A 24,233-nucleotide genomic window follows, 5' to 3' on the forward strand; every position below is an offset into this window, starting at 1 on the left:
GTATTACCCTATTTAACATTAGTAACAATGTATAATACCCACCCTAAAAAAATATTTGCTATGGAAAGTACTGCGATTTTAGAAAAAAATGGATTTAAAGAAAAGGATAAAATAAGAGAATTAATTCCTCTGAGATTTATAGAAAAAAGGATTTCTCTTCCTAATAACAAATCAGGAATTAGTTTGTTTAATTCGAGTTATAGAAAATTTAAAAAACGAAATGCTGCTTCTTGGTGTTTGAATATAACCGTTAGTTTGGATAAGAAGTTTTGTGATAAGGATGGATTACCTCTTATAGAAGAAAGTTTTATATCCAGTCAATTTGAAAAGAAATTGATTGTTGAGTTGATGAGTGAGTCAGATACGAACATACATTATGTTGGACATATCTATAAAGAATTTTGTCTAGAAATGTATTTGTATTTAGAATCTCCAGAAGAGATTTATGATTTTATGGAGGAAAAATTCAATCAAAAAAAATTAACAAGAGGATTTGTATACGAGATTATTAAGGACACTAAATGGGATTTAGTGAATAATTATATTGATGCTGTTGTCTTGGATGAAACAATAGCAAATGGAAAGTTGAGTTTTCCTTGGTTGAATAGAATATTTGTTGAACATAAGATAGTTTGAGGTTAATTAATATAGTTTGTAATAGCCTATTGATCTTTGGTCAATAGGCTATTTTTATTGGTTAAATTAATTAAATGTTATACTGTTGAAAGAAACTCAAAAGATATATGTTTTATGAAATTGTTAATACGTAGCTCTTTTTTTTAGTATTTTTTTAGAGATTTAAGTAATAAATTTTGAATCGTGAAAATTGATTTGTGGTTCAAGATTTTTAATTTAATTAAAGCTAAATGAAAAACTTATTATTTGCCATACTGTTTTCTCTTTTATTAGTAGGATGTACTAAAACGTCTAATGAATCTGCCATTAGTTTAGAAGGAACTTATAAAGGAGTCTTTAAGTGTAAAGGGAAAGAGGCAAATATAAATCTTAAGTTCTATGATTCTAGTTTTTCTGGTTATAGTGAGCTTTCCTCTGATTTTCCAGTTGTTAGGTATGGAAAGTATATTCTAAATCTAGATACTGAATCGATTACTTTTATAAACGAATCTGTTTTTGATAGCCAGCATCCGGATAGTTATGTGCTAAATGGAAGGTGGGAATATAAAGTAAATGATGGAGTACTCGTTCTAAGCAATGCAAAAAAACAAGAATATATATTGCAAAAAAAATAGGTGTATTGATATTAGAAATTAGGATTGTATCCAAAATCTTTATCTTGTAAGTAAATTCGAACAGTTCCCCTTTCATCTAAAATACTCGATTTAATAGAGGTTCTTGAATCTATATCGTAGGCAAAAAAGTTTGCTTGGCTTCCAGCATCATTTTGGTTAATAGCATATATAACATTATCACTAACAGCAATATCACTATTTGCATTTGAATCTAGAAGTTTTGTAGCACTAGAAGAGTTAACAGAGTTTGTTGCATTGGGTTGTATTCTATAGATATTAGGTTGCAAAGTATAATAGTAAGAGTTATTAGCAAAGTCGAACGATTTAGGTTCTTCTCTAGGACCGAAAGCTACTTTTATACTAATAGTCTCAGTGTCGATATCAATCTCATAAATTATCGCATTATTAGCATCATCCTCTACATCACCTGCACACAAAACAGCTGCATTTCCATTAGGTAACGAAATTAATTTTAAAGGTAAAGATGTGACTGGAATTACATTGTTTGATTCTGAGGCTTCAGGGTCTACAATTGATATAATGTTTTTATCTTGGTGAATTACTACAAACTTTTCGGATTGTAATACAAAACTGATAGGTTTTTCTTCATCTAAGTTTATAGTTTTAGTTGATTTTGGGAATTCATTTTGACCTATGCTAAGCGTTTCAATAAAAGCTTGTTCAGTAGAGGTTGCTTCATTTATTCCCCAATTAATTACATGTGCAGAACTTCCGTCAATAACTATATCTTTAGGTTGGTAAAGACCATCTTTAATATCAGTAATGGATTGGATATTGCCTTCCGAATCCTTTAGAGCAGTATCATGTAAAAATTTGAAATTATATGTAGTATAGAGCCCATCTTCAGTACATATATACCCCAGTGAACCGTCTCTTCCAAATGAAGTTGGATTGTTTAGAGTACGATCTGTATTTGTTCTATTGTAGATACCTCTTGTTAGCGTTCCAGTTGTAGAAATAAAACTTATAGAGCCAGATCCAGCTTTTGAAGCATCACCTGAACCTACAATAATCACATTTTTGTCAAAAATCTCAGCGGCACCTCCAGTACCTCCTCCAGATATCGGATCAGGTTTCAATTCCCCCTCAACATCTTTAGCTTCACAATTGATTAAAAGACTAATTAAAGCAAAGAAAAATATGGTTTTTAAGGTTTTCATAATCTGGACTTACTGGTTGAAAATAGCACTATATATACGGCAAATATACTGCTATTCTCTAACTTATTTTACGAATAAAACATTACAAATGTTAATAATAGTTAAATTCTGTTCTAAGTCCATCGTTTCTGTTAAAACCTTCGGTAGGTAGGTCGTTATTTCTCTTATAGCTAATATTGGCATCTTTAACTATATTGGGGGTAATACCAGAGCGATTGTTTATTTCAATATTAGAAAAGAAAAGCCAAGGGTATATAGACTTAAAAATCTCTGAGTAAGCTCCGTAATAGGGATTCTTTAATGTTTCGTAATTATAATTAGTGCTTTTTGAGGTTTCCGTTGGTAAGTAATCTGTTTCTAAGACAGAAACAACATTTCCGAGTGTATTATAATTGAATTTTTTTTCTGAAATTAGGTCAAAGTCAGAATCGTTACCATTAAAAGTTTTCTTAGTGATTACTCTACCTTCTGTATCTAGGGTTAATTCTACTTTTATATCTAAAATAGCTCCTTCTCTAACATCTAGTATAGATATTGTGTTGTTCTCATAGCTAAATTCTAATGGATCACTCACAGCAACATCATTTGCGAGTTCTGTAACAGAGATTAATTTGTTCTCTTCGTTATATTCAAAAGTAGTAGTTTTAGTTAAAGAGCTAGTTACGGTACTTGTAATTTTAGACAAATTACCTTCTAAATCGTACTCGTATTCACCAGCAAATGTATTAAAACCAAGTATTCTTTTTAAAGAGTCATCATCGTTGTAAAAGAAAAATTGATCTCTAGTGTCTTTTAGTTTGTCGGAGTTAACTACTTTAATAGTTCTTATGAGTCCATCTCCCTTAAAAGGGCTTTCTTCTTCTTTGGTACAAGAAAGGATTAAAAAACTCATTAAAATAAATACAATTTTTTTCATTTTTTTTGGTTGATTTTTTGTCTTTTTCATAGGGAGTCTTGTTTTTTATAAAACATTACAAAATACACTTAAAATATATGAATTTTAAGGTGTTGAAGCAATAGAATTGTCTTGGCATCTAAAATTTCTTTACCAATCATATTGTAAGCTTCCTCAAATTTAATTTCTAACACCTCTATATTCTCTGTTTCTTCTTGTAAACCACCTCCAGAACTTACTTTCATGTTCTCATCATATGCTGCTATAAAAAAGAATAAAATTTCTGTCACAGAGCCAGGAGACATATAGGAATGAAAAATTCGTTCCACATTTTTAACCCTATATCCTGTTTCTTCTTCTGTTTCTCTAACAATAGATGTGCTTGGGTCTTCTCCATTTTCTACTCCCCCTGCACAGGCTTCAATTAACATTCCTCCTTCGTTTCCATTAAAATGGGTTGGAACTCTTAATTGTCTGGTTAGAATAATATTCTTAGTTTCTAAATTGTATAGAATTATGGTAGAACCATTTCCTTTATCATAAGATTCTCTAGAAGTAGCTTCCCATTCGTTTTTTTGATTTAAAAAATGATAATTGACTTTGTTTAGCGTATGGTAATCATCCGAAAGAAGTTCTATTTCTTTAATTTTTAGGTGTTGGTTCATGCTGGTGTTGATTAATCCTTGTACTAAAGTAAAAAAGAAACCCTTTCTGTGTTAACAGAAAGGGTTTAAACTTTGGTTAAGTATAAAGAAAAGTGTATTTAATTACTTTTGTTTCAACTGCCATTCCCAAGCAGATTTTAAAGCTTCTTGTAAACCTAATTCAGTTTTCCACTCTAATTCTTTATTGGCAATAGTCGTGTCAGCATAAGCAGCAGTAATATCTCCAGCTCTTCTGTCTACAATTTTGTATTTTAATTTTACGTCGTTAGCAGTTTCAAAAGCGTTAATAACTTCTAAAACAGAACTTCCTGTTCCTGTTCCAACATTAAAAAACTCGTAAGTTTCTTTGTTTTTACCTTCAATTAAACGAGTTAAAGCAGCAATGTGTGCTTTTGCTAAATCTACTACGTGAATGTAATCTCTTACTGCAGTTCCGTCTGTTGTTGGGTAATCATCTCCAAACACAGATAATTCTTCTCTAATTCCAGCCGCAGTCTGCGTAATAAACGGGATTAAGTTCTGAGGAACTCCTAATGGTAATTCTCCAATTTTTGTTGTTGGGTGTGCTCCAACTGGGTTAAAGTAACGTAATGCAATTGCATTTAATCCATGTGCTTTAGAAGCATCTTGAATAATTTCTTCTCCAATTTGTTTGGTGTTACCATATACAGACTCTGCTTTTTTAACAGGAGCTTTTTCTGTAATAGGTAATTCATCAGCTTGTCCGTAAACAGTACATGATGAAGAGAAAATAAAGTTTTGTAAACCTCTATCTCTCATTTCTTGTAATAAGTAAACTAAAGACCCTAAGTTGTTTTCGTAGTAATCTAATGGTTTGCTCATACTTTCTCCAACAGCTTTAAAAGCAGCAAAGTGAATAATTCCATCAACTTGGTACTTGTCAAAGAAGTTCTTTACATCTTGCTTGATACGTAAATCGATTTGCTCAAAAGCTGGCTTAGTACCAGTAATATCTGCAATTTGATCTAAAACTTTGATAGTGGTGTTTGATAAATCGTCTATAACAACTACATCAAAACCTGCATTTTGTAATTCTACTACGGTATGAGATCCAATGAATCCTAAACCTCCGGTAACTAATATTTGCTTAGCCATGTTAATAAGTATTATTTAAGTAATTAAGTGTCTTTTTGATTATGTAATCTTGTTGCTCTTTTTGGAGCGCAGTATGCATTGGTAAAGATATTACTTGCGTAATTAATCTATTGGTATTCGCAAAGTTTTTGGCTACAACGTTTTCTGTTTTGTATGCTTTTTGATTGTGTAATGCTACAGGGTAATATATGGCATTAGGAATTTTTTCTTCTTTAAGAAACTCATGCAAACCATCTCTTTTTCCCTGTGTAATTCGTAAGGTATACTGATGATATACATGTGTAGAAAAATCCGATTCTTTTGGTGTAATAATGAATTCACAATCTTTAAAAGCTTCTGTATAATACATAGCAGCTTGTTTACGAGCTTGGTTGTAAGTGTCTAACAAAGGAAGTTTGATGTCTAAAATTCCAGCTTGTATAGTATCTAGTCTGGAGTTTATTCCAACTACATCGTAATAATATCGTTGGTACATTCCATGATTTTTAATTCCATTCATAGCATGTGCCAATGCATCATCGTTGGTAAACACAGCACCACCATCACCATAACATCCTAAGTTTTTAGATGGAAAAAAAGAAGTAGTTCCTATAGTTCCCATAGTTCCTGCTTTTTTTACAGTTCCATCACTAAAAGTATAGTCGGCACCAATAGCTTGTGCGGTATCTTCTATTACATGTAAGTTGTGCTCTTTGGCAATTTCTAAAATAGCTTCCATGTTTGCACACTGCCCAAATAAATGGACAGGGATGATTGCTTTTGTATTGGGTGTAATTGCTTTTTTTAGAGCGTTTATAGAAATATTAAAGGTGTCTTCCTCTACATCTACTAAAACAGGAGTTAATTTTAACAACTTTACCACTTCAACTGTAGCAGCAAAAGTAAAATCAACTGTAATTACCTCATCACTTTCCTTTAAATTCAAAGCCATTAAAGCAATCTGCAAAGCATCGGTTCCATTACCACATGGAATAACGTGTTTTACATCTAAGTAATTGGCTAAGTTTTGTTTAAAAGAAGTAACCTGGGGTCCGTTAATAAAAGTAGAATTACCTATGACTTCTTGGATAGAAGCATCAACTTGTTCTTTAATATCTAGGTATTGACTCTTTAAGTCAACCATTGTCAATTCTTTCATTTAAGATTGATTGAATTACAAATAAACAAAAAACTCCGAACTATTCCTATAAAACTACCCTAAGGATTCGTTATATTTAGCGTGCAAAAAAAAGAGAAATGAAAATACTCAAAAGAGTTCTATTGGGGCTAAGCTTACTGGTTGTGATTCTTGTATTATCAGTATTTGTTTATACTCAAAATTTAAAGCCACAATACAAAGGAACTGTAAAGTTAGCCGGGGTTAAAAACACAGAAGTTGTTTTTGATGAAATTGGGGTGCCTCATATTTTTTCTGATTCAGAAGTAGATGCAATGAAAGTTTTGGGCTATGTTCATGCCCAGGATCGACTTTGGCAAATGGAATTGTTACGTAGAATTGCATCGGGAAGGTTGGCAGAAATACTAGGGGAGGACTTGGTGTCTGTAGACGAATTCTTTTCGCATATGGGGATAGACGAAACCACAGAAAAGCAAGTAGCAAACCTGGAAAAGAACCCTAAAGTAAACCGTATTGTAAATGCGTACTTAGAAGGTGTTAATGCTTTTATAGATAACGGAACTACTCCAATTGAATTTACGCTCTTGGGAATTAAAAAGGAGCATTACACGGCTAGAGATATGTTTTATGTAACGGCTTATATGGGATTTAGTTTTGCCAATGCATTTAAAACAGATCCCCTACTAAGTTATATAGACCAGACATACGGAAAAGAATATTTAAAAGATATTGCTATAAACCCTGATGAGAATACAGTTTTTCAGGGAACGAATACAGAAAGAGAAATTAAAGTCTCTTTGGTAAATAATGTTTTAAGCAAGTTGCCCGTTCCTCCTTTTATAGGAAGTAATGGTTGGGTCATTGGAAGTGAAAAATCTGCAACAGGAAAAGTAGTCTTAGAAAACGATCCACATATTGGTTATGCACAACCTTGTGTTTGGTATCAGGCACATATTAAAACACCAACTTTAGAGAATTATGGCTTTTATTTAGGACTGTTTCCTTTCCCTTTATTGGCACATAATAGAGAATATGCATATGGGGTTACCATGTTCGAGAACGATGATATTAATTTTTATCAATTAAAAAGTCATCCAACAGATACAACTAAATATATAACGGCTAATGGAACTTATAATTACGAGTACATTGCCAAGGAAATAAAAGTAAAAGGAAAGCCTTCTAAAAACATCACCATTAAAAAAACAGTTTTGGGAACTGTATTTAATCAGCAACAAAAAACATTGGAGAGTAGCCAAGGTCCTATTACAATTCAATGGGTGTTTAACGAGCAGCCAAGTAAGGTGTTGCAATGCGGATATGGAATATCGCGTGCTAAAAGTATAAAGGAGTTCGAAAGTTCATTAGATAATTTAACTGCACCAGGGTTGAATTTTGTGTATGGAGATGCTTTAAACAATATTGCGCTTTGGTCTGTGGCTAAATTGTACGAGTTTGATGAAGATGTTAATACCAAGTTTATTTTAGACGGTATGAATCCTATAGAGACCAATAAAAAATGGTTGTCTTTTTCAGAAAACCCAAAGGCGATAAATCCTAAAAAAGGATATGTAATGACAGCCAATGTCCAAGCAGATACAATGAATGGGAGATTGTTTCATGGTTATTATTTGTCTAGAGATAGGGCTGTTGCTATTGTAAAAGGCTTAGAAGCTAAGAAAAAACTTACGGTATTAGACAATCAAAGTTTGGCAAATAACAATATTAACCCTATTGCGGTAGACAATATGCATGCAATTGCCAAAGGAATTCAATTAGAGGAATTATCGGATTATGAGGTATTGGTTTTGGATAGGTTGTTAAAATGGAAAGGAAATCATGGATTAGACAATGTGGGAGTAACCATTTACTATAAGTTAACGGCAAAATTGCTTAAGAATACATTTAGCGATGAATTACCAGAAGATTATTTTGAAGGTTTTGTAAATACCAACCTAGGGAAAAGGACGTTGAATAAATTTATATACAGACCCAATTCTCCGTGGTGGGATAATGTAAACACAAAAGAGAAAGAAGATTTTAAACAGATTGCAACGACTACTTTTAAAGCTTGTGTAAAAGAATTAAAAACTCAATTAGGAGAAAATATAGAAACGTGGAAATGGGAGAAAGTACACACTATTGAGCACGAGCATGCTTTGGCTAAAATGGAACTACTAAAGAAAATTTTTAATGTAGGACCTTTTCCAATAACAGGGGGGAATCAGACAATAAATAATACCATGTGGGATTATACAGATACGGGGTTTTATAAAACAAATGCAGGGCCTTCTACACGTAGAATTGTAGATTTTTCTGACATAGAAAATTCCTATGCTATTTTACCTACAGGGCAGTCGGGGAATTTTATGAGTCCTTTTTACGACAACCAAGCGGAAGACTATGCCAAAGGAAAATACCATAGAATGTTACTAAACGAAGCGGAAATTCGCAAAAGCAAAAATGTATTAATTTTTAAAGAATAGATGAAAAAGATAAAAGTAATAAAGTGCCTGTTGCTATTTTGTTTATTGATGAGTAACCAGTATTTAGAAGCTCAAAAGAAGTATGCAACTATGGGATATTTAGATAGTAAATCTAAAAAATTTGATGCCTTAATTGCTCCGGATACCAAAATTGAAATCCTTTCGGAAGGGTATACTTGGATTGAGGGACCTGTATGGGTGCCAAAATTAAACGCTTTGTTATTTTCTGATGTTCCTAAAAATACGGCTTATATCTGGACAGAAAAGGAGGGGGCTAAGGTGTTTTTAAAACCAAGTGGTTACTCAGGAGAGGGAAAAGGTAAAGGTTCTAATGGTTTGGTGTTAGACAATAAAGGAGATTTAATTTTATGTCAGACAGGAGATAGACAAATAGCCAAGTTAAAGTTAGATGATACACAAAAAAAGATTCAAGTTTTAGCATCTCATTACAAAGGAAAACGTTTAAACGCGACCAATGATGCTGTAGTAGATAGCAAAGGAAATATTTATTTTACAGATCCTGTATTTGGTAAAAAAGGAACTAAAAAGGAATTGAATTTTCAAGGTGTATATAAGTTAAATACTAAAGGAAAGGTGCAATTGGTTTCTAAAACATGGATAACCCCTAATGGAATAGGACTTTCTCCTGATGAAAAGACATTATATGTAGCATATTCTAACCCTAATAAATTGGTGGCAACTGATATTGCGAAAGACGGCAGCTTTAAAAATGAGCGTGTATTGTTTGATACGCAGCAATTATGGAAAGAGAGCAAGGCGAAACAAAAGCCTGATGGAATGGCCGTTTATACAGATGGAACTATTTTTATGACTGGGCCTGATGGAGTTTTGTTATTAAGTCCTAAAGGAAAATACCTTGGTACCATTAAAACAGAAACCAGAATAGGAAACTGTACATTTAACGAAGATAAAAGCATACTTTACATTACTGCGGATGATAAAGTACTAAGAGTGAAGATTAAATAATTAATGCTTTGCATTTAAACAAAAAAACAGCCTATTTCAGGCTGTTTTTTGTTGACATAGCTATGTTTTATTTCTCGGTAAAATTCTCGGTATTGAAATCTACGTTTTCTACAAAACGAATGTTTTTTAAAGTAGCCTTTCCTAGTTCTTGTGTTAAGCCCTCTTTTCTATTCCATCCCCAGAACGTCCAGTTACTAGAAAAAGGAATTCCTTCTACGGTTGTAAAATCGTTGTATTGAATGGCATGAGGATCTTCTTCTGCCTTTGCTTTGGTTTTTCCATAGGTTACAATATAAGAAGCAACAGATAATAAGTGGTTTTTAGGATTGCTGTACACATAGTACCAATCGTCTGGAGAGTCACCCACATTGTTCTCAAAAGTTAGTTTCTGAATGTTGTAAGCGGTTTCGTTTAATTTCTCATTTCCAAATTCCGACCAAAGAGTACCTTGATCTGAAAGTTTATAAGGTAGTGAGAAAAAGTAAGACCAAGTGTAAGCGTGAAAACGAATCATAGGGCTATCTTTCATTTCTGGAGAATGGTATACTTTGTCTCCAATAGCTATAATTTTGTTTCCGTCTTTCAATTCAATCTTTGCTTTGGTAGAATTGGTTAGTAAAGAAATGGTTCCGTCTAAAATTACGTTTCCTCCAAAAGCAATTTCAATATCAAAAGCAATAGCCTCTTTAGATAGAAAATGAGCTTTATGATGTGCTTGCTCTATTTTTTGAATCTCTGTTTCTTTGTTAGTTTCAACAGCTGGTTCTATTGTTTGAGTTTTTTTGTCTTTTGCTGGTTGACAAGACACAAAAAAAGCACTTAGAAATAAAGTGCTTAGTAAGATTTGTTTTGTTTTCATAATTGGGTGGTTTAATCAAATAAATCGGATGATAAATATCTGTCTCCTCTGTCGCAAATAATTGCTACAATTACACCACTTTCTAAAGAATTTGCTACTTTAACCGCTGTAGCTACCGAACCACCAGAGCTCATTCCTGCAAAAATTCCTTCTTCTTTAGCCAAACGTTTTGTCATGGCTCTTGCATCCGCTTCGGACACTTCTATAACTTGGTCTACTTTAGAACGATCAAAAATTTTAGGTAAGTATTCTTCTGGCCATTTACGAATTCCAGGAATTTTAGAACCATCACTTGGGTGTGCTCCTACAATCTGCACATTCGAGTTTTGTTCTTTTAAATAGGTTGAGGTTCCCATAATGGTTCCTGTAGTTCCCATCGCAGAAACAAAATGAGTAATTTCACCGTTGGTGTCTCTCCAAATTTCAGGTCCTGTAGTTCTGTAATGTGCTTTCCAGTTATCGTTATTGGCAAATTGGTTTAGCATAATGTATCCGCCACCAGCAACTTTGGCATCTGCATAATCTCTAGATCCTATAATTCCTGTATCAGCAGAAGTTAATGTTACTTTAGCACCGTAGGCTCTCATAGTTTGTACACGTTCTGCTGTAGAGTTTTCAGGCAGTACCAACTCAATATCAATATTTAAAAGTTGTGCAATCATAGCCAAAGCAATCCCAGTATTTCCACTGGTTGCTTCAATTAGTTTGTCACCATCTTTTATTTCTCCTCTTTCCAAAGCACCTTTAATCATGCTGTATGCAGCACGATCTTTAACACTTCCACCTGGGTTGTTTCCTTCTAGTTTTAGTAATAGTTTTACATTTGGATTAGTAACCAAATTTGTTGTTTCTACCAAAGGAGTATTTCCTATATATTCTAATAACTTGTGATACATAACTTATGTTGAAAAGGTTGTTTCTGAATACTCAGAAAAAATAGTTTCTTTTATTGTGGGCCAGTCTTCTTTAATAATGCTAAAATACACATCGTCTTTACTATTTCCGTTGGAGTCTATATAGTTGTTTCTAAAAACACCTTCTTTTTGCGCTCCTAGTTTCTGAATGGCTTTTTGCGATCTAATATTCTCTAGGTCGGCACTAAACTGAATTCGTCTAAAGTCCAAGACTTCAAATCCAAACTTAAGCAATTCGTATTTACAGGCTTTGTTTAGACCCGTTCCCTGAAATTCTTTTCCGTACCAAGTCCATCCAATTTCGCATTTGGCACTAGCTGGGTTTAAATATCCATATCTGGTGCTTCCGGCTACTTTGTTGGTTTGTTTATCGATAATTAAAAACGGATAACAAACACCAGCTTCTTTTTGGGCAAAAGTAGTGGCTAAATAGCTTTTAAAGTCTGCTTCGTTTTGAACATACATTCCCATATATTTCCAAATGTCATCGTCAAAAATAATAGAGGTAAGTTCCGTATTTCTTGAGTTTTCAAGAGGAACTAGTTTTACACGATTATTTTCTAAGATAATGTCAGCTTGTAAAAGCTCAATATGCATAGTTACCTTGCTTTTATGTTAGATTCTATTTTATTGTACACTACGGAGTTCTCTGGGACAGATTTCACCACCCAAACGTTACCACCAATAATGGAATTTTCGCCAATAACGGTTTCACCCCCTAAAACGGTTGCATTTGCATAAATACATACATCCGATTTTACGGTAGGATGTCTTTTAACATCTTGTTTGTCTTTGGTAACACTTAAAGCCCCCAAAGTAACCCCTTGGTAAATTTTAACACGAGGCTCTATAATACAAGTTTCCCCAATTACAATTCCCGTTGCATGGTCTATAAACACAGGTGCTTTAATTGTTGCTCCAGGGTGTATGTCGGTTCCTGTTTGGCTATGTGCATACTCACTCATTAAACGAGCAAATAAGTACAATTGCTGATGATACAACACATTGCTAAGTCTGTGAATGGCAATGGCATAAAATCCAGGGTATGCAAAGTAAATTTCTTCTAACCTACGTGCAGCAGGATCCGATTCCATAAAATAGCTAGCATCTTTGTTTAAATCTTCTAGTACTTTTGGTAATTTACTGGCAAAGGTCTCCCAAGTAGCATCGCAAATAGATTCTGGAGAAATGCACGATATTTTAGCAGCTTTTTTAAAAGGAACTTCTAGTTCTTTAAAGCCTTGTTTTAGGTCTATAGTGTCATCAAACAAAACCCCAAAAATCTTTTGAGTAAACTCTTCTACCAATGTTTTTACACTGTAGTTAAGATTTGTTTTTTGTTTGATAGCTTGTAATTCTGTAATGATTTTTTCCATATCAAAATTGTCTAAGCATAAAAGTAAACATTACACGCTTAGGAAAAAAAATGTTGTTGCACCTTTTGCGTAATTGTCTTGGCGAGTTTAAACTTAGACTCTACAGTCCAACCTGCAATATGCGGAGATAACAACACGTTTTCTGCGTTAATTAAGTACTTAAATGCTGTGGGTAACTGTTCGTTTTCAAATAGGTTTTCAAAAGATGTCTTTTCGTATTCTAAAACATCTAAACAGGCTCCTAAAATTTTACCAGCTTGTAATCCCTCTACCAAAGCATTGGTAACAACGGCTGTACCTCTTGCGGTGTTTATTAAATAAAACGGTTTTTGGAAGTTGTTAATAAAGTTTGCGTCCACCATTTGAAACGATTGTTCGTTGTGTGGTGTGTGTAAACTTAATACTTCTGTTTTCTTAAATAAAGTAGCTAAATCTATTTGTTGACAATTCTCATCGCCTACATTTTCTTTTAAGTCGTAACAGATTACCTCGCAATCAAAACCTTTAAGTTTTTTGGCAAAGGCTTTTCCCATATTTCCATAACCAATCAATCCAACGGTTTTTCCCTCTAGTTCTAAACCACGGTTGGCTTCTCGGTACCATTTTCCAGATCGTATTTCTAAATCGGCCCTTTTTAAGTTGTTAAATAAACTCAGAATCATACCCAATGCATGTTCCCCAACGGCATTCATGTTTCCCTCTGGAGCAGCAATTAATTGTATGTCCTTGCTTTTGGCATATTCGCAATCTATACTTTCTAAACCAGCACCCACGCGGGCAATGAATTTTAAATTTGGAGCAGCATCTATAAAAGTTCTGTCGACCTTAAAGCGACTACGAATTACAATACCATTGTAGGCTTGCATTTTTGCTTCAATTTCAGATTTTGTTGATGTATAGTCTTCGTGATTTTCACATCCAAAAGAAGCCAAGTCTTCCTTTAGTACAGGATGATTGCTGTCTATGTGTAGTACCTTCATTTTGTTATTGCTTTAGGCTCTAAGCTTTAGGCAGTAGGCGATTAATAACTTTGAAAATAGCATATGGCATAGAGCCTAATGCATATGGCAAAAAATTAATATTGTTCTTTCTCGTTCGGGAAGTCAACAGACTTAACGTCTTTACAGTATTGTTGAAAAGCGTTGGTCATTTCGTCGTACAAGTTTAAATACCTACGTAAAAAACGAGGGTGGAATTCATGTGTCATTCCTACCATGTCGTGCGTAACCAATACCTGACCATCTACATGAGAACCAGCACCAATACCAATAACCGGAATGGTTAACTGTTCTGCTACTGTTTTAGCCAAACTAGCTGGAATTTTTTCCAATACTAAGGCAAAACAACCTTTAGATTCTAAGAACTTAGCATCTTCTATAAGTTTTTTAGCTTCTTCTTCTTCCTTCGCACGAACGGTATAAGTTCCAAATTGGTAAATAGACTGTGGGGTTAATCCTAAGTGCCCCATTACCGGAATTCCTGCTTTTATAATTCTATCCAAAGCATGATCGGCTTCTATTCCTCCTTCTAACTTAACTGCATGTGCTCCCGATTCTTTCATAATTCGGATGGCAGAACGCAACGCTTCTTTAGAATCCGATTGGTAACTACCAAAAGGAATGTCTACTACAACCAAACTTCTTTTAGAGGCTCTTACCACACTACTTGCGTGGTAAATCATTTGATCTAGCGTAATAGGCAACGTAGTTTCGTGACCGGCCATTACGTTAGAAGCAGAGTCTCCCACTAAAATTACATCTACACCAGCATTGTCAATAATTTTTGCCATGGTGTAATCATAGGCTGTAAGCATAGAGATTTTTTCTCCAGTACTTTTCATTTCTATAATAGAATTGGTAGTAACCCTTTTGTATTCCTTTTTAATTGCCGACATCGTATTAATTCAAAAATTAGCAAATGTAAAATTACTCATTTTTTAAAGAATAGAATTCTTTTTTCTAATAGAACTACAGAAACTAGTTTTAAATATTAATGTTTAGAATTATTGATAAAATCATATCTTTATCCGAGCAAAATCACTCCAGAAAAATGTCTGAAGAAAATATAACACATACGTTGAACCCTGATAAGTGGATAGATGAATACGCAGATTATCTATTTAACTATACCATAGCCAGGGTAAATGATGCTGAAAAGGCTAAAGATTTAGTGCAAGAAACTTTTTTTGCAGGACTAAAATCTATGAAAAACTTTGAAGGGAAAGCCAGTGAAAGAACTTGGCTAATTTCCATTTTAAAGCGTAAAATAATAGATCACTACAGAAAAATTAATTCCAACAAAGGAAAGGCAGAGGTTCGTATGAATTTTTACCAAGATGGTGAAAACGAAGGAAACTGGATAGAAGAACGTGTGCCACAAGATTGGAGTAGTGGAGGAGCAGATGCTGATATTGAAACAGAAGAATTAGGCGGTGCCTTAAATGAGTGCATTGAAAAATTGCCTGAGAAATACAGAATGGTTTTCGAGATGAAAACGATTCAAGGATTTGATACCGAAGATATTTGTAATGAACTGGACATCACGTCGTCTAACCTATGGGTTATCATCCACAGAGCTAGAACTCAGTTAAGAAGATGTATGGAGGATAACTGGTTTTTAAAGTAGAAAGGCAATGGGAAAATTGAAAATTACATGTGAAGAGGCTACCATGATTTGTACAAAATCACAGTATGGAGAAGCTACACTTTTAGATAAGATTAAGTTGAATTTACACTTTGTTTACTGCAAGATTTGTAGAAAATTTAGCAAGCAAAACAACGAACTTTCGGGGATGTGTAAATTGGCAAAACAGCACCAAGAATTAAATAAGGGTTGTTTAAGTGAGGACGATAAGAAGGCGTGGAAAGAGAAAATTAAAGGATTCGAAAACAAAGAAGATTAATGCACTTTTTACCCGAGAAAATTGATGAGTATGCAGTAGCACATTCTCAGAACGAGCCCCAACTGTTACAAGACTTAAATACCGAAACTTGGCAAACCGTTTTAAATCCGCGTATGCTAAGTGGAGCTTACCAAGGACGATTGCTTTCTATGATTGCCAAGCTCGTAAACCCAAAAAATATACTAGAAATAGGAACTTATACCGGTTATTCTGCTTTGTGTATGTGCGAAGGAATGCAAGCCGATGGGCAATTGCATACCATAGACATAAACGAAGAACTGTACGACTTGCAACGCAAATATTTTGACAAGTCTAACCATGGTCCTCAAATACACCAACACGTTGGAAAAGCGTTGGACATTATTCCAAGTTTAGACTTAAAATTCGACTTGGTGTTTATAGATGCAGACAAAGCCAATTACTCTAACTATTTTGATTTGATCATAGAAAAAATGAACCCAGGTGGGGTTATTTTGTCTGACAATGTATTGTGGAGTGGAAAAGTAACGGATGAAGTTATCAACGAAAAAGATATAGACACTAAGGAGTTAATTATTTACAACAAAAAAGTAAACGAAGACCCTAGAGTAGAAACGGTCTTATTGCCTATTAGAGATGGATTAACGATTACGAGGGTTAAATAATAGTTCTCGATACTTCGATTTCTTTCTGCACAGGCTGCTAGAACACCCATTGATTTTAGGTCATCGAGCTGATCCCGAAGTTTTGGGAGAGATGCAAATGTTTAATGTTGTTTTAAACCCATTTCTCTATTTGAGATAGGAGTTCATTAGCTTCAATCACTCTCTCATTTTTTGAGTCTTGTAGAGATTTGTCAATTCTAGCATTCAATTCTTCAGTACTTATAGGTCCAAGTTCATCATTAGAAGATTGTATGTCCATGATATACAGCTTTTTCACAAAGATAACAATTCTAATATTGTTACTCAAAAGTAAACGAAGACCCTAGAGCAGAAACCGTATTGTTGCCTATTAGAAAGGGATTAACGATTACTAGGGTAAGGTAATGCTTCGTGTATGAAAAGTAGCAGATTTATCTGTGCCATGTTCAGTTAAAAACAAAAAAAGCAGTTAATAACTAAACTTTTATTTAGCTCTTAACTGCTGTTTTTTAGATGTGTTGTTGTAGGTCGTCTTTTTTCCTATTAAAATTCTAAATCTACAACTACATCAAATTCATCACAAATAGCTTTGTCTTTTAGATTGTCTAAAAAGCTAATAATGATACTACTCATGCGATTACTATTTTTGTTATTTTGTTTTATTGAACATGTAGCGAGCAATTTTCCATTCGCCACCTACTTTTTCTAAAACGAAGAGTTCTCTGTTAGCTTCTGGTGCTTCAACACCATTAGCATGTATTTTAACAGTCCCTTTAGAGCTTGTTACTGCAAAAGCCATATTCCCTTCTACTTCAATTTCTTCAATAAAGAATTCGATGTTTAATTGTATTTGAGAAAACACAAATTCATAGGATTTTAGAATGCTTTCAGAGCCTATTGCTGAAGGGGCTCCAGTTGGCATAAAAATTCCATCTTTTGTATACAGAGAAGTTGCTTTTTCTGCGTTAGATGTGTTTAATGTCTCTTTATAGATCATTAATAAACTTTCAATTTCTTGTTTTGCTAATTTTTCCATTGTTTCTGTGTTTTTAATTAAATTCTCTGATTTCTCTTTGTCTTGACAAGAGCTTAAAACGGTTATTGCAAATAAAATAATTGCTAATTGTTTCATTGTTTGTAGTATTGATTATTAACACTACAAAGATGAAATGAAATGGAAAGATGTACCCATAAGGTACTTTAAGAAAGCATCTTAATATAGATTAAGATTTTACTAATTTCTTGCGAAGAGTACTTAAAAATTCTGGAGTAATTCCTAGGAAAGAAGCAATTTGAACATTAGAAATACGATTGATGAAGTATGGATAACGCTTTATAAAATCAAGATAGCGCTCTTCGGCAGTCGAACTAATATTTTGTAAAACACGTCTTTGGTAAGTTATCAAAGCATTTTCGGTAAAGACTCTAAAAATACGATTGAATTTAGGGTAGTTAACAAATAAATCCAGTTGGTCTTGTTTTCTTATTTGAAGGATTATTGAATTTTCAATGGCCTCTATATATAATCTACTAGGCTCTTCAGAATGAAAACTTTCGATATCACCAATCCACCAATTTTCCACAGCAAATTGGATGTTGTGTTCTTTACCCTTTTCATCAACAAAATACATTCTGAAACAACCTTGAACCACAAATGTGTTTAGTTTGCATACATCTCCTTCTTGAAGAATAAATTGTCTTCGTTTAACTTTACGTTCTTTAAATACTTCTTTTAGAGCATCTATTTCTTCACTATTAATAGGTAGTATGTTAGAAAAGTAATTTATGATTGGTTCAGTATTCATATTTTAGGACGGGTCAAGATTACCTATAAGGGTGAGTATACGGTTAGCTCTAACTTTACATTTACAACTAAGCCAAATATAAATATTTTGCATTTATCTTCTCAACCCTAAATGCCCAACTTTATATTTGACGACATAGCGGATAAGCCCAAACCTTTTTGAACAAATTTAGACGGCCCTATGTTTTTAAATAGTGTTGTGGGGAGTAATTTTTATGTACAGTACTTTTTAAGTAACATTTTTTCTATTCCAATTATTTTACCAAAAAATGCGAAAATAGAAATACCTGCTTTTTGAATATAGTGAGGGACTTTTGGTGAAAACGCATCCATCATTTTTAACCCGATTGCTGTGTGAAAAATATTCTTAGGAAGCCCTTGTCTATTTGTTTTTCTATCATTAACTAGTCCATACATAATTTGTAGTGCATTAATCATTTTTGGACAGTTTAGAATTTCTACATCAAATATTACTTCCTTATTAGATTTGTTGAAAAACATATGATTAGTGTAAGGAGGAATAGAATACTCATCTCCCGCAATCATTTTTTTTTCATGATTATTTATTACAATGTTTAATTCGCCTTGAATAATTCGGAAAGTTTCAGATATTTTAGAGTGGTAATGTAGTTGATTCTGTCCTCCATTAGGCTCTAAAAATGTTCGAAATATCAATTTTTGATTTGAATTATTTAGTATTTCTATGCGGTCTTTGATTATTGAATTAGAAAACTCAATCTTTTTTTGACTCATAAAATTAAAATGTTATTCGGATTATTTTCAGCATATCTTTTTTTCAAATGCACTATAATAGTTTGGTATATGTATTGTTGCTTGTTTTAGCAACTAAATTAGTAAATACAAACCGAATAGAAAATCCGCGAGGATTTTCGTAAGTAGGCGAGTACTAGCTATAAATTATAAACTGTATTCTACGCAGTTTTTATTCAAAATTTAATTTATCGGTAAAGTCAAAATCGGTTTTTTCACTATGTGATGAGTTAAATCTGATTTTAAATTTCAGTCCGTTTTCTTTTACCTTTTCCATTTGTTTAATTATTTTGGAATTAGGTTTGTAACCCTCTTTTATTGCTATTTTTAATGCTGTATATGAATAAATTCTACCAACTGGATTAACTCCAAACAATATTTTTTCTAAAATGTTATATTTCTTTTGTTTCAAAAGAGGTTTGATAAATTCATTTGCTAAATGAACATAGTCTTTATCAACTTGAAAAGGCCCGAAATTATTCTCAACTTGATTCATATTATAATATGCGTTCAGTTCGTCAGGTGTATATTTGTCAATGTCAACCTCTAATGTGAAGTTTGGATATTTTTTTACGTATTCGGCTAAATTCTTCTCATGAACCTTATAATATTCCATATTTGCTCCACTACAAGTTAATGGAATTGTTATTTCTTTTAAGTAGATGTTTTCAAATACATCTTCTTCAACTTCAAACCACAATTTTGAATATAAGATGTTGTTTTTATAGGTTAGAATTGTTAAGTTAAAATTTGTATATCCACCATAAAAATCGTGAGATATTAACTTTAATTCATCTAATAATTCAATAGTATTACTTGATGTATTTCTAACTCTCTTTAATAATTCTGGATACACTTTTAGATAATCAGAAATGGTCGGTTTTAAATCCGATATAGGATTAACCATTTCTTTGAATCGTGATAAGTCGTTTACAACCCATTCAGGATTTGGATTCTGATTTTTGTCTTTCGGTTTGCAAGTATGACAATGTTCTAATTCCGCTTTATTTAATTCATAAACAGTTTGTCCGTTACACGGGCAAAGAAGTAAAAAAGTTAATATCGAAATTATGATTTTCATTAGTGTGGTCAAATTGCGTAGAATTTATTTGTTGTTGCCTATCTACTTTTTTTAGTTTCTAAGTTATTCTTATGGTTGCTGTTTTTTCTCCATAGCACTGAAATATATCGTAATTCACACACGAGATAAGTTCAAGAATTTTAAGAGCGTTAACCTCTTTCATTTCTATTTTTTTAATAGCTAAATTTTCATTTTCCAGTTTAAATTCTAACGTTTCAAGCTCTTTATATGTTTCTTCTCGGATTGTTCCTTTCAATGAAAAATTATCTAAACGCTTAATTTCAATATTCAATGAAGATTTTTTTCTAAGAACTTTAGTTTCAAATTCATTTTCGATCTGAATAGAAAATTGTCTAATTTGTTTTTCAATGATTTGATGAATAAAATTCAATAATTCATCACTATCATCATTTTCACTTTTTATTTTTTTAAGTTCTTTTATTTTACTTTCATTTAGAGCGATTTCCTTTAAATTACTTTCAAAATTATAAGGAGGGAATTCTTCACTTTCAGTATTTATTCTTCTCAGATTATTATTCCAGAATTCAAGTGATTCAATTTTCGAATATGCTGGATTTTTCAAGTTTTTTAAAGTTCTTAACTTTTGTTTGTTGTAGACTAATATTTTTTGAAGAGAATCAGCAGTTAAGAAGTCATTTTCCTTGATGCTTTCATTCAGTTCACTCTCAATTACCGTACATTTTTTTTCATATTCAAGAAGTAAAATTTCAAGATTATTCATAGCTTTTTTGTGAGTCAGTGAGCAAGTAGTAGAACGGGTTTACATAAGTTGGTTTTGCGCTTAACAAGCAAGGAACCTATCCGCCATGACAAAGCTTGTTTAAAATAGTGAGCTTTAAGCCAAGAACAAATCCCAAAATTTAGCTTATTTGATGTTAGCACTAGTTTTAATTTTGGAATGTTTTAATTAATTTTTGATGCAATTCGCTTTTATCTCTCACAAAATCAAAAATAGGCCATTCAAGATACCAATCAATATTCAGATCATCAACAACAACCGATTGGTTAAAAAGCTCCTCTAAATCATCGTATTTATCATTTAATATATTATGAGCTATTTTAAAAAGAGGTGTTGCTGTTCCGACCTTTATTGTTTTCAAAACTTGCTTTAACTCATTTGTTTTATTCTGTTTCTTTAATGAAATAGCGTTGTTAATTTTTATTCTAAGTATTATATCTTCTTGTTGTTCATTTTTTGGGTCTATTTGATCAGAATATTTGCAAGTTTTACAAACCAAGTCATAGTTTTTGGAGTTTATGTCTTCGAAAGTTTGAATCATTATTTCATAAATAGCATTATCAATATTGTCTTTATCCCAATTCCCCCAACAATTAAATATTAGCAATTGACCAGCTAATTTAAATTGTAACCAAGATTTAAAAAAATAATCCTTGTCGATATGAACTATATCTCCAATTTTATAATCGTAAGGGTTTTTCGTTCTTAAAATATATTTTTTGTTAACTACGGAAGAATTATGGACAATCAAGTGTCTTCTTTCTCTGACTTCTATTATTTCATCCCATTTAATCAATTGTTTTTCAAGTGAGATGGATAATTTGTCCTCAAAATGTTCTAAAAGCTCATTAAAAGACTTATCAATAATTAAACTCTCTACTTCTTTTATAATTAGATCCTTTGTGGCCTCTTCGATACTATCGAATTCATTAAGTTCTTTTAAAGTAAATTTGAACTCTTTTTCATTAAGTGAATTCTTATATTTATTATAATAGTAACTAAGTAGATCAGCTATTAAATATTCAAAATAGTTATTTAACATTAAAAAAGAACTACGAGAAAGAATGTCATAGTTTCTAGGTGATATATTAGGTTGTTTTTTTAACTTCCTTGCAAATTTGGTAAGATATATTTCGACTTCTTCTTTTGACAAAGAGTCATTTTCTAATTCTCCTTTCTCCTTTTTGATACTTTCCATTTCCTCTTTAGTTTCAGCTAAAGCAAGGTCAAAAAATTCTTTGGATTTTTCTTTTATAGATTCATCTTCACCAGAAGCTAGGTTTCCAAATTTATTAAAGTAAAGCTTAACACTATTTAGGTTTTCAAAAAATGTATTATAAATTGATTCAACGTTATAAACTTTTTCATTCTCTGAATCTTTTTCTTCTTTCATATTTTTTATAATTAGTGCTAACGTTTAGTATATAGCAAGTAGGGCAGTAGAAAGCGATAAACTTTCAAGTTTGCACTTAGCCAAAGCGTTGTATTTTGTTTTTAACTTTTTCATTTCTTAAAAGCCAAATCAACGATTTGGCGGTGTTGGTAAATAGCACTGAATTTTCGTAAACCACCGCACGCCCTATTTGCTATATACCGTGTTATCACCTTTTTAATCATCATCTACAATACAAATCATGAGCATCTCATCTCTATAAATGTTAATCAGTAGATAGGTCAATGAATAAATTGGGTTATGTCCAAACCATTTTGCCCATGGTTCATTGATTTTGATGTAGTGATACATTTTATAACCTTCTTTGAGATTTTGATCAATAAAGTTCTTTACAATCCGTAAAATTTCTTCGTTTTTCAGGTCTGATCCACTGCCATAACATCCACCTTGTTTAATTATTCCACATAGGTCACCGAGCAAATTGAATAGATTTCCGCCAACTCTAACTTCATTTTTTAATTCATATTCATTTTCGAAAGGAAGAATCTCCGTAATTTCTGCTTTCAGATTAGAATTATTTAAAAACTTCTGAGTGAACTGTTGCATTCCCATGCTTCCCCATAAAGTATCGTTATAGGGTTTGATTTTCAATTTAATTATCTCGATTCCTGCGAAATTCTTTTCCAGTTCAGCTCGGAAATAGTTTTCTTCATTTGTTGAAGCCAATTCAACTTTTTCAAATTCAGCTTTAGATAAAAAATCTAACTCAAGCTTTCTTCGTTCCTCAGTATTTATGTTGCTTAAGTCCATTTATTCATATTGGTGATAACTCGTTATAAGCATTGTAAAAGTAAGCTTATTCATTGAAATCCTTTGATAACCTTACCTTTTTAAGCTTTTTATTAATAGTTAAATAGATAAATAAACACAATAAAAAGGATGCCAAAAGCTCCATATACAATGTATGTGTTCCTTTGCGTACGTTTTTTATTTAGCAATCGTTTTTCTTCAAAAGCTTTGCGTTCTTCTGCGGTAAATTCGTTGAATTTAAGTTCGTTTTCCTTAAGTTTTAAATCCTTAGAATCTGTGTTCAGAAATTTTCGGTTTCTTAATTGCCCTCTGTTGCTTTCTACAGATTTTACCATGGCATTCCCTTGCGATAATCCTGCTAACATAGCTTTTCAATTTTTAACTAAATGTATTTCAATTTATCATAGAAAACAAATAAGTTATTTTTTCTCAATACTCCTCATCCCTCGTTTTATAATTTTAGCGGTTTCTTTGGTAGGAGATGCTGTTTCCCATGTGGCACAAAGGTCAGTTACAAAATTAGGTTGCGTTTTGCTGGCATCGTTTAACCAGTTTCCTACACTGTCTTGTACATATTTAGAAGTATCGGCTTTTAAAGGTTCTAAAATAGGTAGAGCTAACGCTGGTTGTTCCTTTAGAACATCAATATGTTTGCACCAAACCCCTCTAGGACGAGTAGCTTCGGTAGTAAAACGTCGTATGTTTTCGTCAGCATCGATTGTCCAAGTGCTTAGAATTTCAATAGTTTCCTCTATGTGTTCGGTTATTTCAGGACGTAAAGCCATCCAGACTACTTCTCTTACCCCAAAATGGCTATCTGCAATAATTCCTTTGGCTTTGTTCAGTTTTTCTTTAATGGTTAATTGAGAATTTAAACCAATCAAATAAGGAGCAAAACAACGAATGGCATCTGAAGTGTGACAGCTAAGCTGTGTTAATATATTTTCTAGTTGAGGAGTGTCTTGACAAGTTTCATACAAATAGTTTCCTACCAATTTGGTGCTATTCATGGTAGTAGGTTTCTTTTGTGCTTTAAGCTCTACAATAAGTCTATCAATAGCGTTTTTAGAAACTCCTATTGTGGGAAAAGTAGTTTCAATCAGTAAAACAAAGTCAATGGCCAACCATTCGGTTAAATTTACGGTTTCAATTTTTCCTTGGTTAAGAAGTTCTAAAACTTCATTAGGAATATCTTGTGCTTTTCTAGCTCCTTTTCTGTTAAGAATTTCTGGGTTCATTGTAT

28 protein-coding genes are annotated in these 24,233 nt (G+C 32.6%); 7 read left to right on the top strand and 21 right to left on the bottom strand.

All coding sequences use genetic code 11. The features are described from left to right. The first annotated feature begins 60 nt into the window (after window positions 1-60). Both ACXHHC_RS14915 and ACXHHC_RS14920 read left to right on the top strand, forming a co-directional pair. Window positions 61-636 (top strand): DUF695 domain-containing protein, encoded by a 576-nt coding sequence (locus ACXHHC_RS14915; RefSeq protein WP_458227163.1) that lies wholly within the window; start codon window positions 61-63, stop codon window positions 634-636. Window positions 637-866: 230 nt separating this feature from the next. Then, on the top strand, window positions 867-1,250 hold the full coding sequence (locus ACXHHC_RS14920; protein WP_458227164.1) for a hypothetical protein: 384 nt from the start codon (window positions 867-869) through the stop codon (window positions 1,248-1,250). Window positions 1,251-1,261: 11 nt separating this feature from the next. On the opposite strand, the gene ACXHHC_RS14925 is transcribed toward ACXHHC_RS14920, so the two are convergent. From ACXHHC_RS14925 to ACXHHC_RS14945, 5 genes are all read right to left on the bottom strand, one after another. Next, complete coding sequence (locus ACXHHC_RS14925; protein WP_458227165.1) at window positions 1,262-2,350, bottom strand: hypothetical protein; 1,089 nt, start codon at window positions 2,348-2,350, stop codon at window positions 1,262-1,264. 172 nt (window positions 2,351-2,522) lie between these two features. Further along, window positions 2,523-3,377 (bottom strand): hypothetical protein, encoded by an 855-nt coding sequence (locus ACXHHC_RS14930; protein ID WP_458227166.1) that lies wholly within the window; start codon window positions 3,375-3,377, stop codon window positions 2,523-2,525. Between the two features lie 38 nt (window positions 3,378-3,415). Continuing rightward, window positions 3,416-3,991, bottom strand: a complete 576-nt coding sequence (locus ACXHHC_RS14935) for an NUDIX domain-containing protein (RefSeq protein ID WP_458227167.1) — start codon at window positions 3,989-3,991, stop codon at window positions 3,416-3,418. Between the two features lie 102 nt (window positions 3,992-4,093). Further along, window positions 4,094-5,107 (bottom strand): UDP-glucose 4-epimerase GalE, encoded by a 1,014-nt coding sequence (gene galE / locus ACXHHC_RS14940; RefSeq protein ID WP_458227168.1) that lies wholly within the window; start codon window positions 5,105-5,107, stop codon window positions 4,094-4,096. Window position 5,108: 1 nt separating this feature from the next. Then, a complete protein-coding gene (locus ACXHHC_RS14945) occupies window positions 5,109-6,245 on the bottom strand; it encodes a DegT/DnrJ/EryC1/StrS family aminotransferase (protein WP_458227169.1) in 1,137 nt (378 codons plus the stop codon). Between the two features lie 98 nt (window positions 6,246-6,343). Between ACXHHC_RS14945 and ACXHHC_RS14950 the strand changes: the two genes are divergently transcribed. Next, window positions 6,344-8,710 (top strand): penicillin acylase family protein, encoded by a 2,367-nt coding sequence (locus ACXHHC_RS14950; protein WP_458227170.1) that lies wholly within the window; start codon window positions 6,344-6,346, stop codon window positions 8,708-8,710. A gap of 48 nt (window positions 8,711-8,758) precedes the next feature. Next, the gene (locus ACXHHC_RS14955) at window positions 8,759-9,697 is read left to right on the top strand and encodes an SMP-30/gluconolactonase/LRE family protein (protein WP_458227171.1); all 939 of its coding nucleotides are present in this window, start codon (window positions 8,759-8,761) and stop codon (window positions 9,695-9,697) included. 67 nt (window positions 9,698-9,764) lie between these two features. Here ACXHHC_RS14955 and ACXHHC_RS14960 read toward each other — a convergent pair whose 3' ends face one another. From ACXHHC_RS14960 to panB, 6 genes are all read right to left on the bottom strand, one after another. Then, complete coding sequence (locus tag ACXHHC_RS14960; RefSeq protein WP_458227172.1) at window positions 9,765-10,556, bottom strand: DUF6503 family protein; 792 nt, start codon at window positions 10,554-10,556, stop codon at window positions 9,765-9,767. 11 nt (window positions 10,557-10,567) lie between these two features. After that, complete coding sequence (gene cysM / locus ACXHHC_RS14965; protein WP_458227173.1) at window positions 10,568-11,452, bottom strand: cysteine synthase CysM; 885 nt, start codon at window positions 11,450-11,452, stop codon at window positions 10,568-10,570. A 3-nt stretch (window positions 11,453-11,455) separates the two neighbouring features. After that, the gene (locus ACXHHC_RS14970) at window positions 11,456-12,067 is read right to left on the bottom strand and encodes a GNAT family N-acetyltransferase (protein WP_458227174.1); all 612 of its coding nucleotides are present in this window, start codon (window positions 12,065-12,067) and stop codon (window positions 11,456-11,458) included. A gap of 2 nt (window positions 12,068-12,069) precedes the next feature. Further along, window positions 12,070-12,846: a serine O-acetyltransferase EpsC gene (epsC, locus tag ACXHHC_RS14975; protein ID WP_458227175.1), complete on the bottom strand. Its 777-nt coding sequence runs from the start codon at window positions 12,844-12,846 to the stop codon at window positions 12,070-12,072. A gap of 38 nt (window positions 12,847-12,884) precedes the next feature. Then, on the bottom strand, window positions 12,885-13,826 hold the full coding sequence (locus ACXHHC_RS14980; protein WP_458227176.1) for a 2-hydroxyacid dehydrogenase: 942 nt from the start codon (window positions 13,824-13,826) through the stop codon (window positions 12,885-12,887). Window positions 13,827-13,921: 95 nt separating this feature from the next. Next, entirely contained in the window at window positions 13,922-14,740 is an 819-nt protein-coding gene (panB, locus tag ACXHHC_RS14985) for a 3-methyl-2-oxobutanoate hydroxymethyltransferase (RefSeq protein ID WP_458227177.1), read from the bottom strand. 155 nt (window positions 14,741-14,895) lie between these two features. Between panB and ACXHHC_RS14990 the strand changes: the two genes are divergently transcribed. The 3 genes from ACXHHC_RS14990 to ACXHHC_RS15000 are packed head-to-tail and all read left to right on the top strand — an operon-like array spanning window position 14,896 to window position 16,392. Beyond that, window positions 14,896-15,471, top strand: coding sequence for a sigma-70 family RNA polymerase sigma factor (locus tag ACXHHC_RS14990; RefSeq protein ID WP_458229265.1), 576 nt, complete (start codon window positions 14,896-14,898; stop codon window positions 15,469-15,471). A gap of 7 nt (window positions 15,472-15,478) precedes the next feature. After that, a complete protein-coding gene (locus ACXHHC_RS14995; RefSeq protein WP_458227178.1) occupies window positions 15,479-15,748 on the top strand; it encodes a hypothetical protein in 270 nt (89 codons plus the stop codon). After that, window positions 15,748-16,392 carry an O-methyltransferase gene (locus ACXHHC_RS15000; RefSeq protein WP_458227179.1) on the top strand — a complete coding sequence of 215 codons (645 nt, stop codon included), beginning with the start codon at window positions 15,748-15,750 and terminating at the stop codon, window positions 16,390-16,392. Before ACXHHC_RS14995 ends, ACXHHC_RS15000 begins: the two co-directional genes overlap by 1 nt. 112 nt (window positions 16,393-16,504) lie before the next feature. Here ACXHHC_RS15000 and ACXHHC_RS15005 read toward each other — a convergent pair whose 3' ends face one another. The 10 genes from ACXHHC_RS15005 to ACXHHC_RS15050 form a co-directional block, all read right to left on the bottom strand. Next, on the bottom strand, window positions 16,505-16,651 hold the full coding sequence (locus ACXHHC_RS15005) for a hypothetical protein (protein ID WP_458227180.1): 147 nt from the start codon (window positions 16,649-16,651) through the stop codon (window positions 16,505-16,507). Between the two features lie 369 nt (window positions 16,652-17,020). Continuing rightward, entirely contained in the window at window positions 17,021-17,503 is a 483-nt protein-coding gene (locus tag ACXHHC_RS15010; protein ID WP_458227181.1) for a YybH family protein, read from the bottom strand. Window positions 17,504-17,594: 91 nt separating this feature from the next. Then, window positions 17,595-18,176 (bottom strand): Crp/Fnr family transcriptional regulator, encoded by a 582-nt coding sequence (locus ACXHHC_RS15015; RefSeq protein WP_458227182.1) that lies wholly within the window; start codon window positions 18,174-18,176, stop codon window positions 17,595-17,597. Window positions 18,177-18,388: 212 nt separating this feature from the next. Then, window positions 18,389-18,928, bottom strand: a complete 540-nt coding sequence (locus ACXHHC_RS15020; protein ID WP_458227183.1) for a cupin domain-containing protein — start codon at window positions 18,926-18,928, stop codon at window positions 18,389-18,391. Between the two features lie 190 nt (window positions 18,929-19,118). Then, a complete protein-coding gene (locus ACXHHC_RS15025; RefSeq protein ID WP_458227184.1) occupies window positions 19,119-20,027 on the bottom strand; it encodes a hypothetical protein in 909 nt (302 codons plus the stop codon). Between the two features lie 58 nt (window positions 20,028-20,085). Then, a complete protein-coding gene (locus ACXHHC_RS15030; protein WP_458227185.1) occupies window positions 20,086-20,769 on the bottom strand; it encodes a hypothetical protein in 684 nt (227 codons plus the stop codon). Between the two features lie 166 nt (window positions 20,770-20,935). After that, window positions 20,936-22,180 carry a hypothetical protein gene (locus tag ACXHHC_RS15035; protein ID WP_458227186.1) on the bottom strand — a complete coding sequence of 415 codons (1,245 nt, stop codon included), beginning with the start codon at window positions 22,178-22,180 and terminating at the stop codon, window positions 20,936-20,938. A 216-nt stretch (window positions 22,181-22,396) separates the two neighbouring features. Next, entirely contained in the window at window positions 22,397-22,990 is a 594-nt protein-coding gene (locus ACXHHC_RS15040) for a hypothetical protein (RefSeq protein WP_458227187.1), read from the bottom strand. A 92-nt stretch (window positions 22,991-23,082) separates the two neighbouring features. After that, complete coding sequence (locus ACXHHC_RS15045) at window positions 23,083-23,355, bottom strand: hypothetical protein (RefSeq protein ID WP_458227188.1); 273 nt, start codon at window positions 23,353-23,355, stop codon at window positions 23,083-23,085. Window positions 23,356-23,409: 54 nt separating this feature from the next. Further along, the gene (locus ACXHHC_RS15050; RefSeq protein ID WP_458227189.1) at window positions 23,410-24,228 is read right to left on the bottom strand and encodes a DNA alkylation repair protein; all 819 of its coding nucleotides are present in this window, start codon (window positions 24,226-24,228) and stop codon (window positions 23,410-23,412) included. Window positions 24,229-24,233: the final 5 nt, after the last annotated feature.

The organism is Wenyingzhuangia sp. IMCC45574, assembly GCF_054182685.1.

What these genes read in the sequence shown, in the direction of transcription:
- ACXHHC_RS14915 (WP_458227163.1), top strand. Translation starts at nt 61, where the DNA reads ATGGAAAGTACTGCGATTTTAGAAAAAAATGGATTTAAAGAAAAGGAT.
- ACXHHC_RS14920 (WP_458227164.1), top strand. Translation starts at nt 867, where the DNA reads ATGAAAAACTTATTATTTGCCATACTGTTTTCTCTTTTATTAGTAGGA.
- ACXHHC_RS14930 (WP_458227166.1), bottom strand. Translation starts at nt 3,377, where the DNA reads ATGAAAAAGACAAAAAATCAACCAAAAAAAATGAAAAAAATTGTATTT.
- ACXHHC_RS14935 (WP_458227167.1), bottom strand. Translation starts at nt 3,991, where the DNA reads ATGAACCAACACCTAAAAATTAAAGAAATAGAACTTCTTTCGGATGAT.
- galE (WP_458227168.1), bottom strand. Translation starts at nt 5,107, where the DNA reads ATGGCTAAGCAAATATTAGTTACCGGAGGTTTAGGATTCATTGGATCT.
- ACXHHC_RS14945 (WP_458227169.1), bottom strand. Translation starts at nt 6,245, where the DNA reads ATGAAAGAATTGACAATGGTTGACTTAAAGAGTCAATACCTAGATATT.
- ACXHHC_RS14950 (WP_458227170.1), top strand. Translation starts at nt 6,344, where the DNA reads ATGAAAATACTCAAAAGAGTTCTATTGGGGCTAAGCTTACTGGTTGTG.
- ACXHHC_RS14955 (WP_458227171.1), top strand. Translation starts at nt 8,759, where the DNA reads ATGAGTAACCAGTATTTAGAAGCTCAAAAGAAGTATGCAACTATGGGA.
- ACXHHC_RS14960 (WP_458227172.1), bottom strand. Translation starts at nt 10,556, where the DNA reads ATGAAAACAAAACAAATCTTACTAAGCACTTTATTTCTAAGTGCTTTT.
- cysM (WP_458227173.1), bottom strand. Translation starts at nt 11,452, where the DNA reads ATGTATCACAAGTTATTAGAATATATAGGAAATACTCCTTTGGTAGAA.
- ACXHHC_RS14970 (WP_458227174.1), bottom strand. Translation starts at nt 12,067, where the DNA reads ATGCATATTGAGCTTTTACAAGCTGACATTATCTTAGAAAATAATCGT.
- epsC (WP_458227175.1), bottom strand. Translation starts at nt 12,846, where the DNA reads ATGGAAAAAATCATTACAGAATTACAAGCTATCAAACAAAAAACAAAT.
- ACXHHC_RS14980 (WP_458227176.1), bottom strand. Translation starts at nt 13,826, where the DNA reads ATGAAGGTACTACACATAGACAGCAATCATCCTGTACTAAAGGAAGAC.
- panB (WP_458227177.1), bottom strand. Translation starts at nt 14,740, where the DNA reads ATGTCGGCAATTAAAAAGGAATACAAAAGGGTTACTACCAATTCTATT.
- ACXHHC_RS14990 (WP_458229265.1), top strand. Translation starts at nt 14,896, where the DNA reads ATGTCTGAAGAAAATATAACACATACGTTGAACCCTGATAAGTGGATA.
- ACXHHC_RS14995 (WP_458227178.1), top strand. Translation starts at nt 15,479, where the DNA reads ATGGGAAAATTGAAAATTACATGTGAAGAGGCTACCATGATTTGTACA.
- ACXHHC_RS15000 (WP_458227179.1), top strand. Translation starts at nt 15,748, where the DNA reads ATGCACTTTTTACCCGAGAAAATTGATGAGTATGCAGTAGCACATTCT.
- ACXHHC_RS15005 (WP_458227180.1), bottom strand. Translation starts at nt 16,651, where the DNA reads ATGGACATACAATCTTCTAATGATGAACTTGGACCTATAAGTACTGAA.
- ACXHHC_RS15010 (WP_458227181.1), bottom strand. Translation starts at nt 17,503, where the DNA reads ATGAAACAATTAGCAATTATTTTATTTGCAATAACCGTTTTAAGCTCT.
- ACXHHC_RS15015 (WP_458227182.1), bottom strand. Translation starts at nt 18,176, where the DNA reads ATGAATACTGAACCAATCATAAATTACTTTTCTAACATACTACCTATT.
- ACXHHC_RS15020 (WP_458227183.1), bottom strand. Translation starts at nt 18,928, where the DNA reads ATGAGTCAAAAAAAGATTGAGTTTTCTAATTCAATAATCAAAGACCGC.
- ACXHHC_RS15025 (WP_458227184.1), bottom strand. Translation starts at nt 20,027, where the DNA reads ATGAAAATCATAATTTCGATATTAACTTTTTTACTTCTTTGCCCGTGT.
- ACXHHC_RS15030 (WP_458227185.1), bottom strand. Translation starts at nt 20,769, where the DNA reads ATGAATAATCTTGAAATTTTACTTCTTGAATATGAAAAAAAATGTACG.
- ACXHHC_RS15035 (WP_458227186.1), bottom strand. Translation starts at nt 22,180, where the DNA reads ATGAAAGAAGAAAAAGATTCAGAGAATGAAAAAGTTTATAACGTTGAA.
- ACXHHC_RS15040 (WP_458227187.1), bottom strand. Translation starts at nt 22,990, where the DNA reads ATGGACTTAAGCAACATAAATACTGAGGAACGAAGAAAGCTTGAGTTA.
- ACXHHC_RS15045 (WP_458227188.1), bottom strand. Translation starts at nt 23,355, where the DNA reads ATGTTAGCAGGATTATCGCAAGGGAATGCCATGGTAAAATCTGTAGAA.
- ACXHHC_RS15050 (WP_458227189.1), bottom strand. Translation starts at nt 24,228, where the DNA reads ATGAACCCAGAAATTCTTAACAGAAAAGGAGCTAGAAAAGCACAAGAT.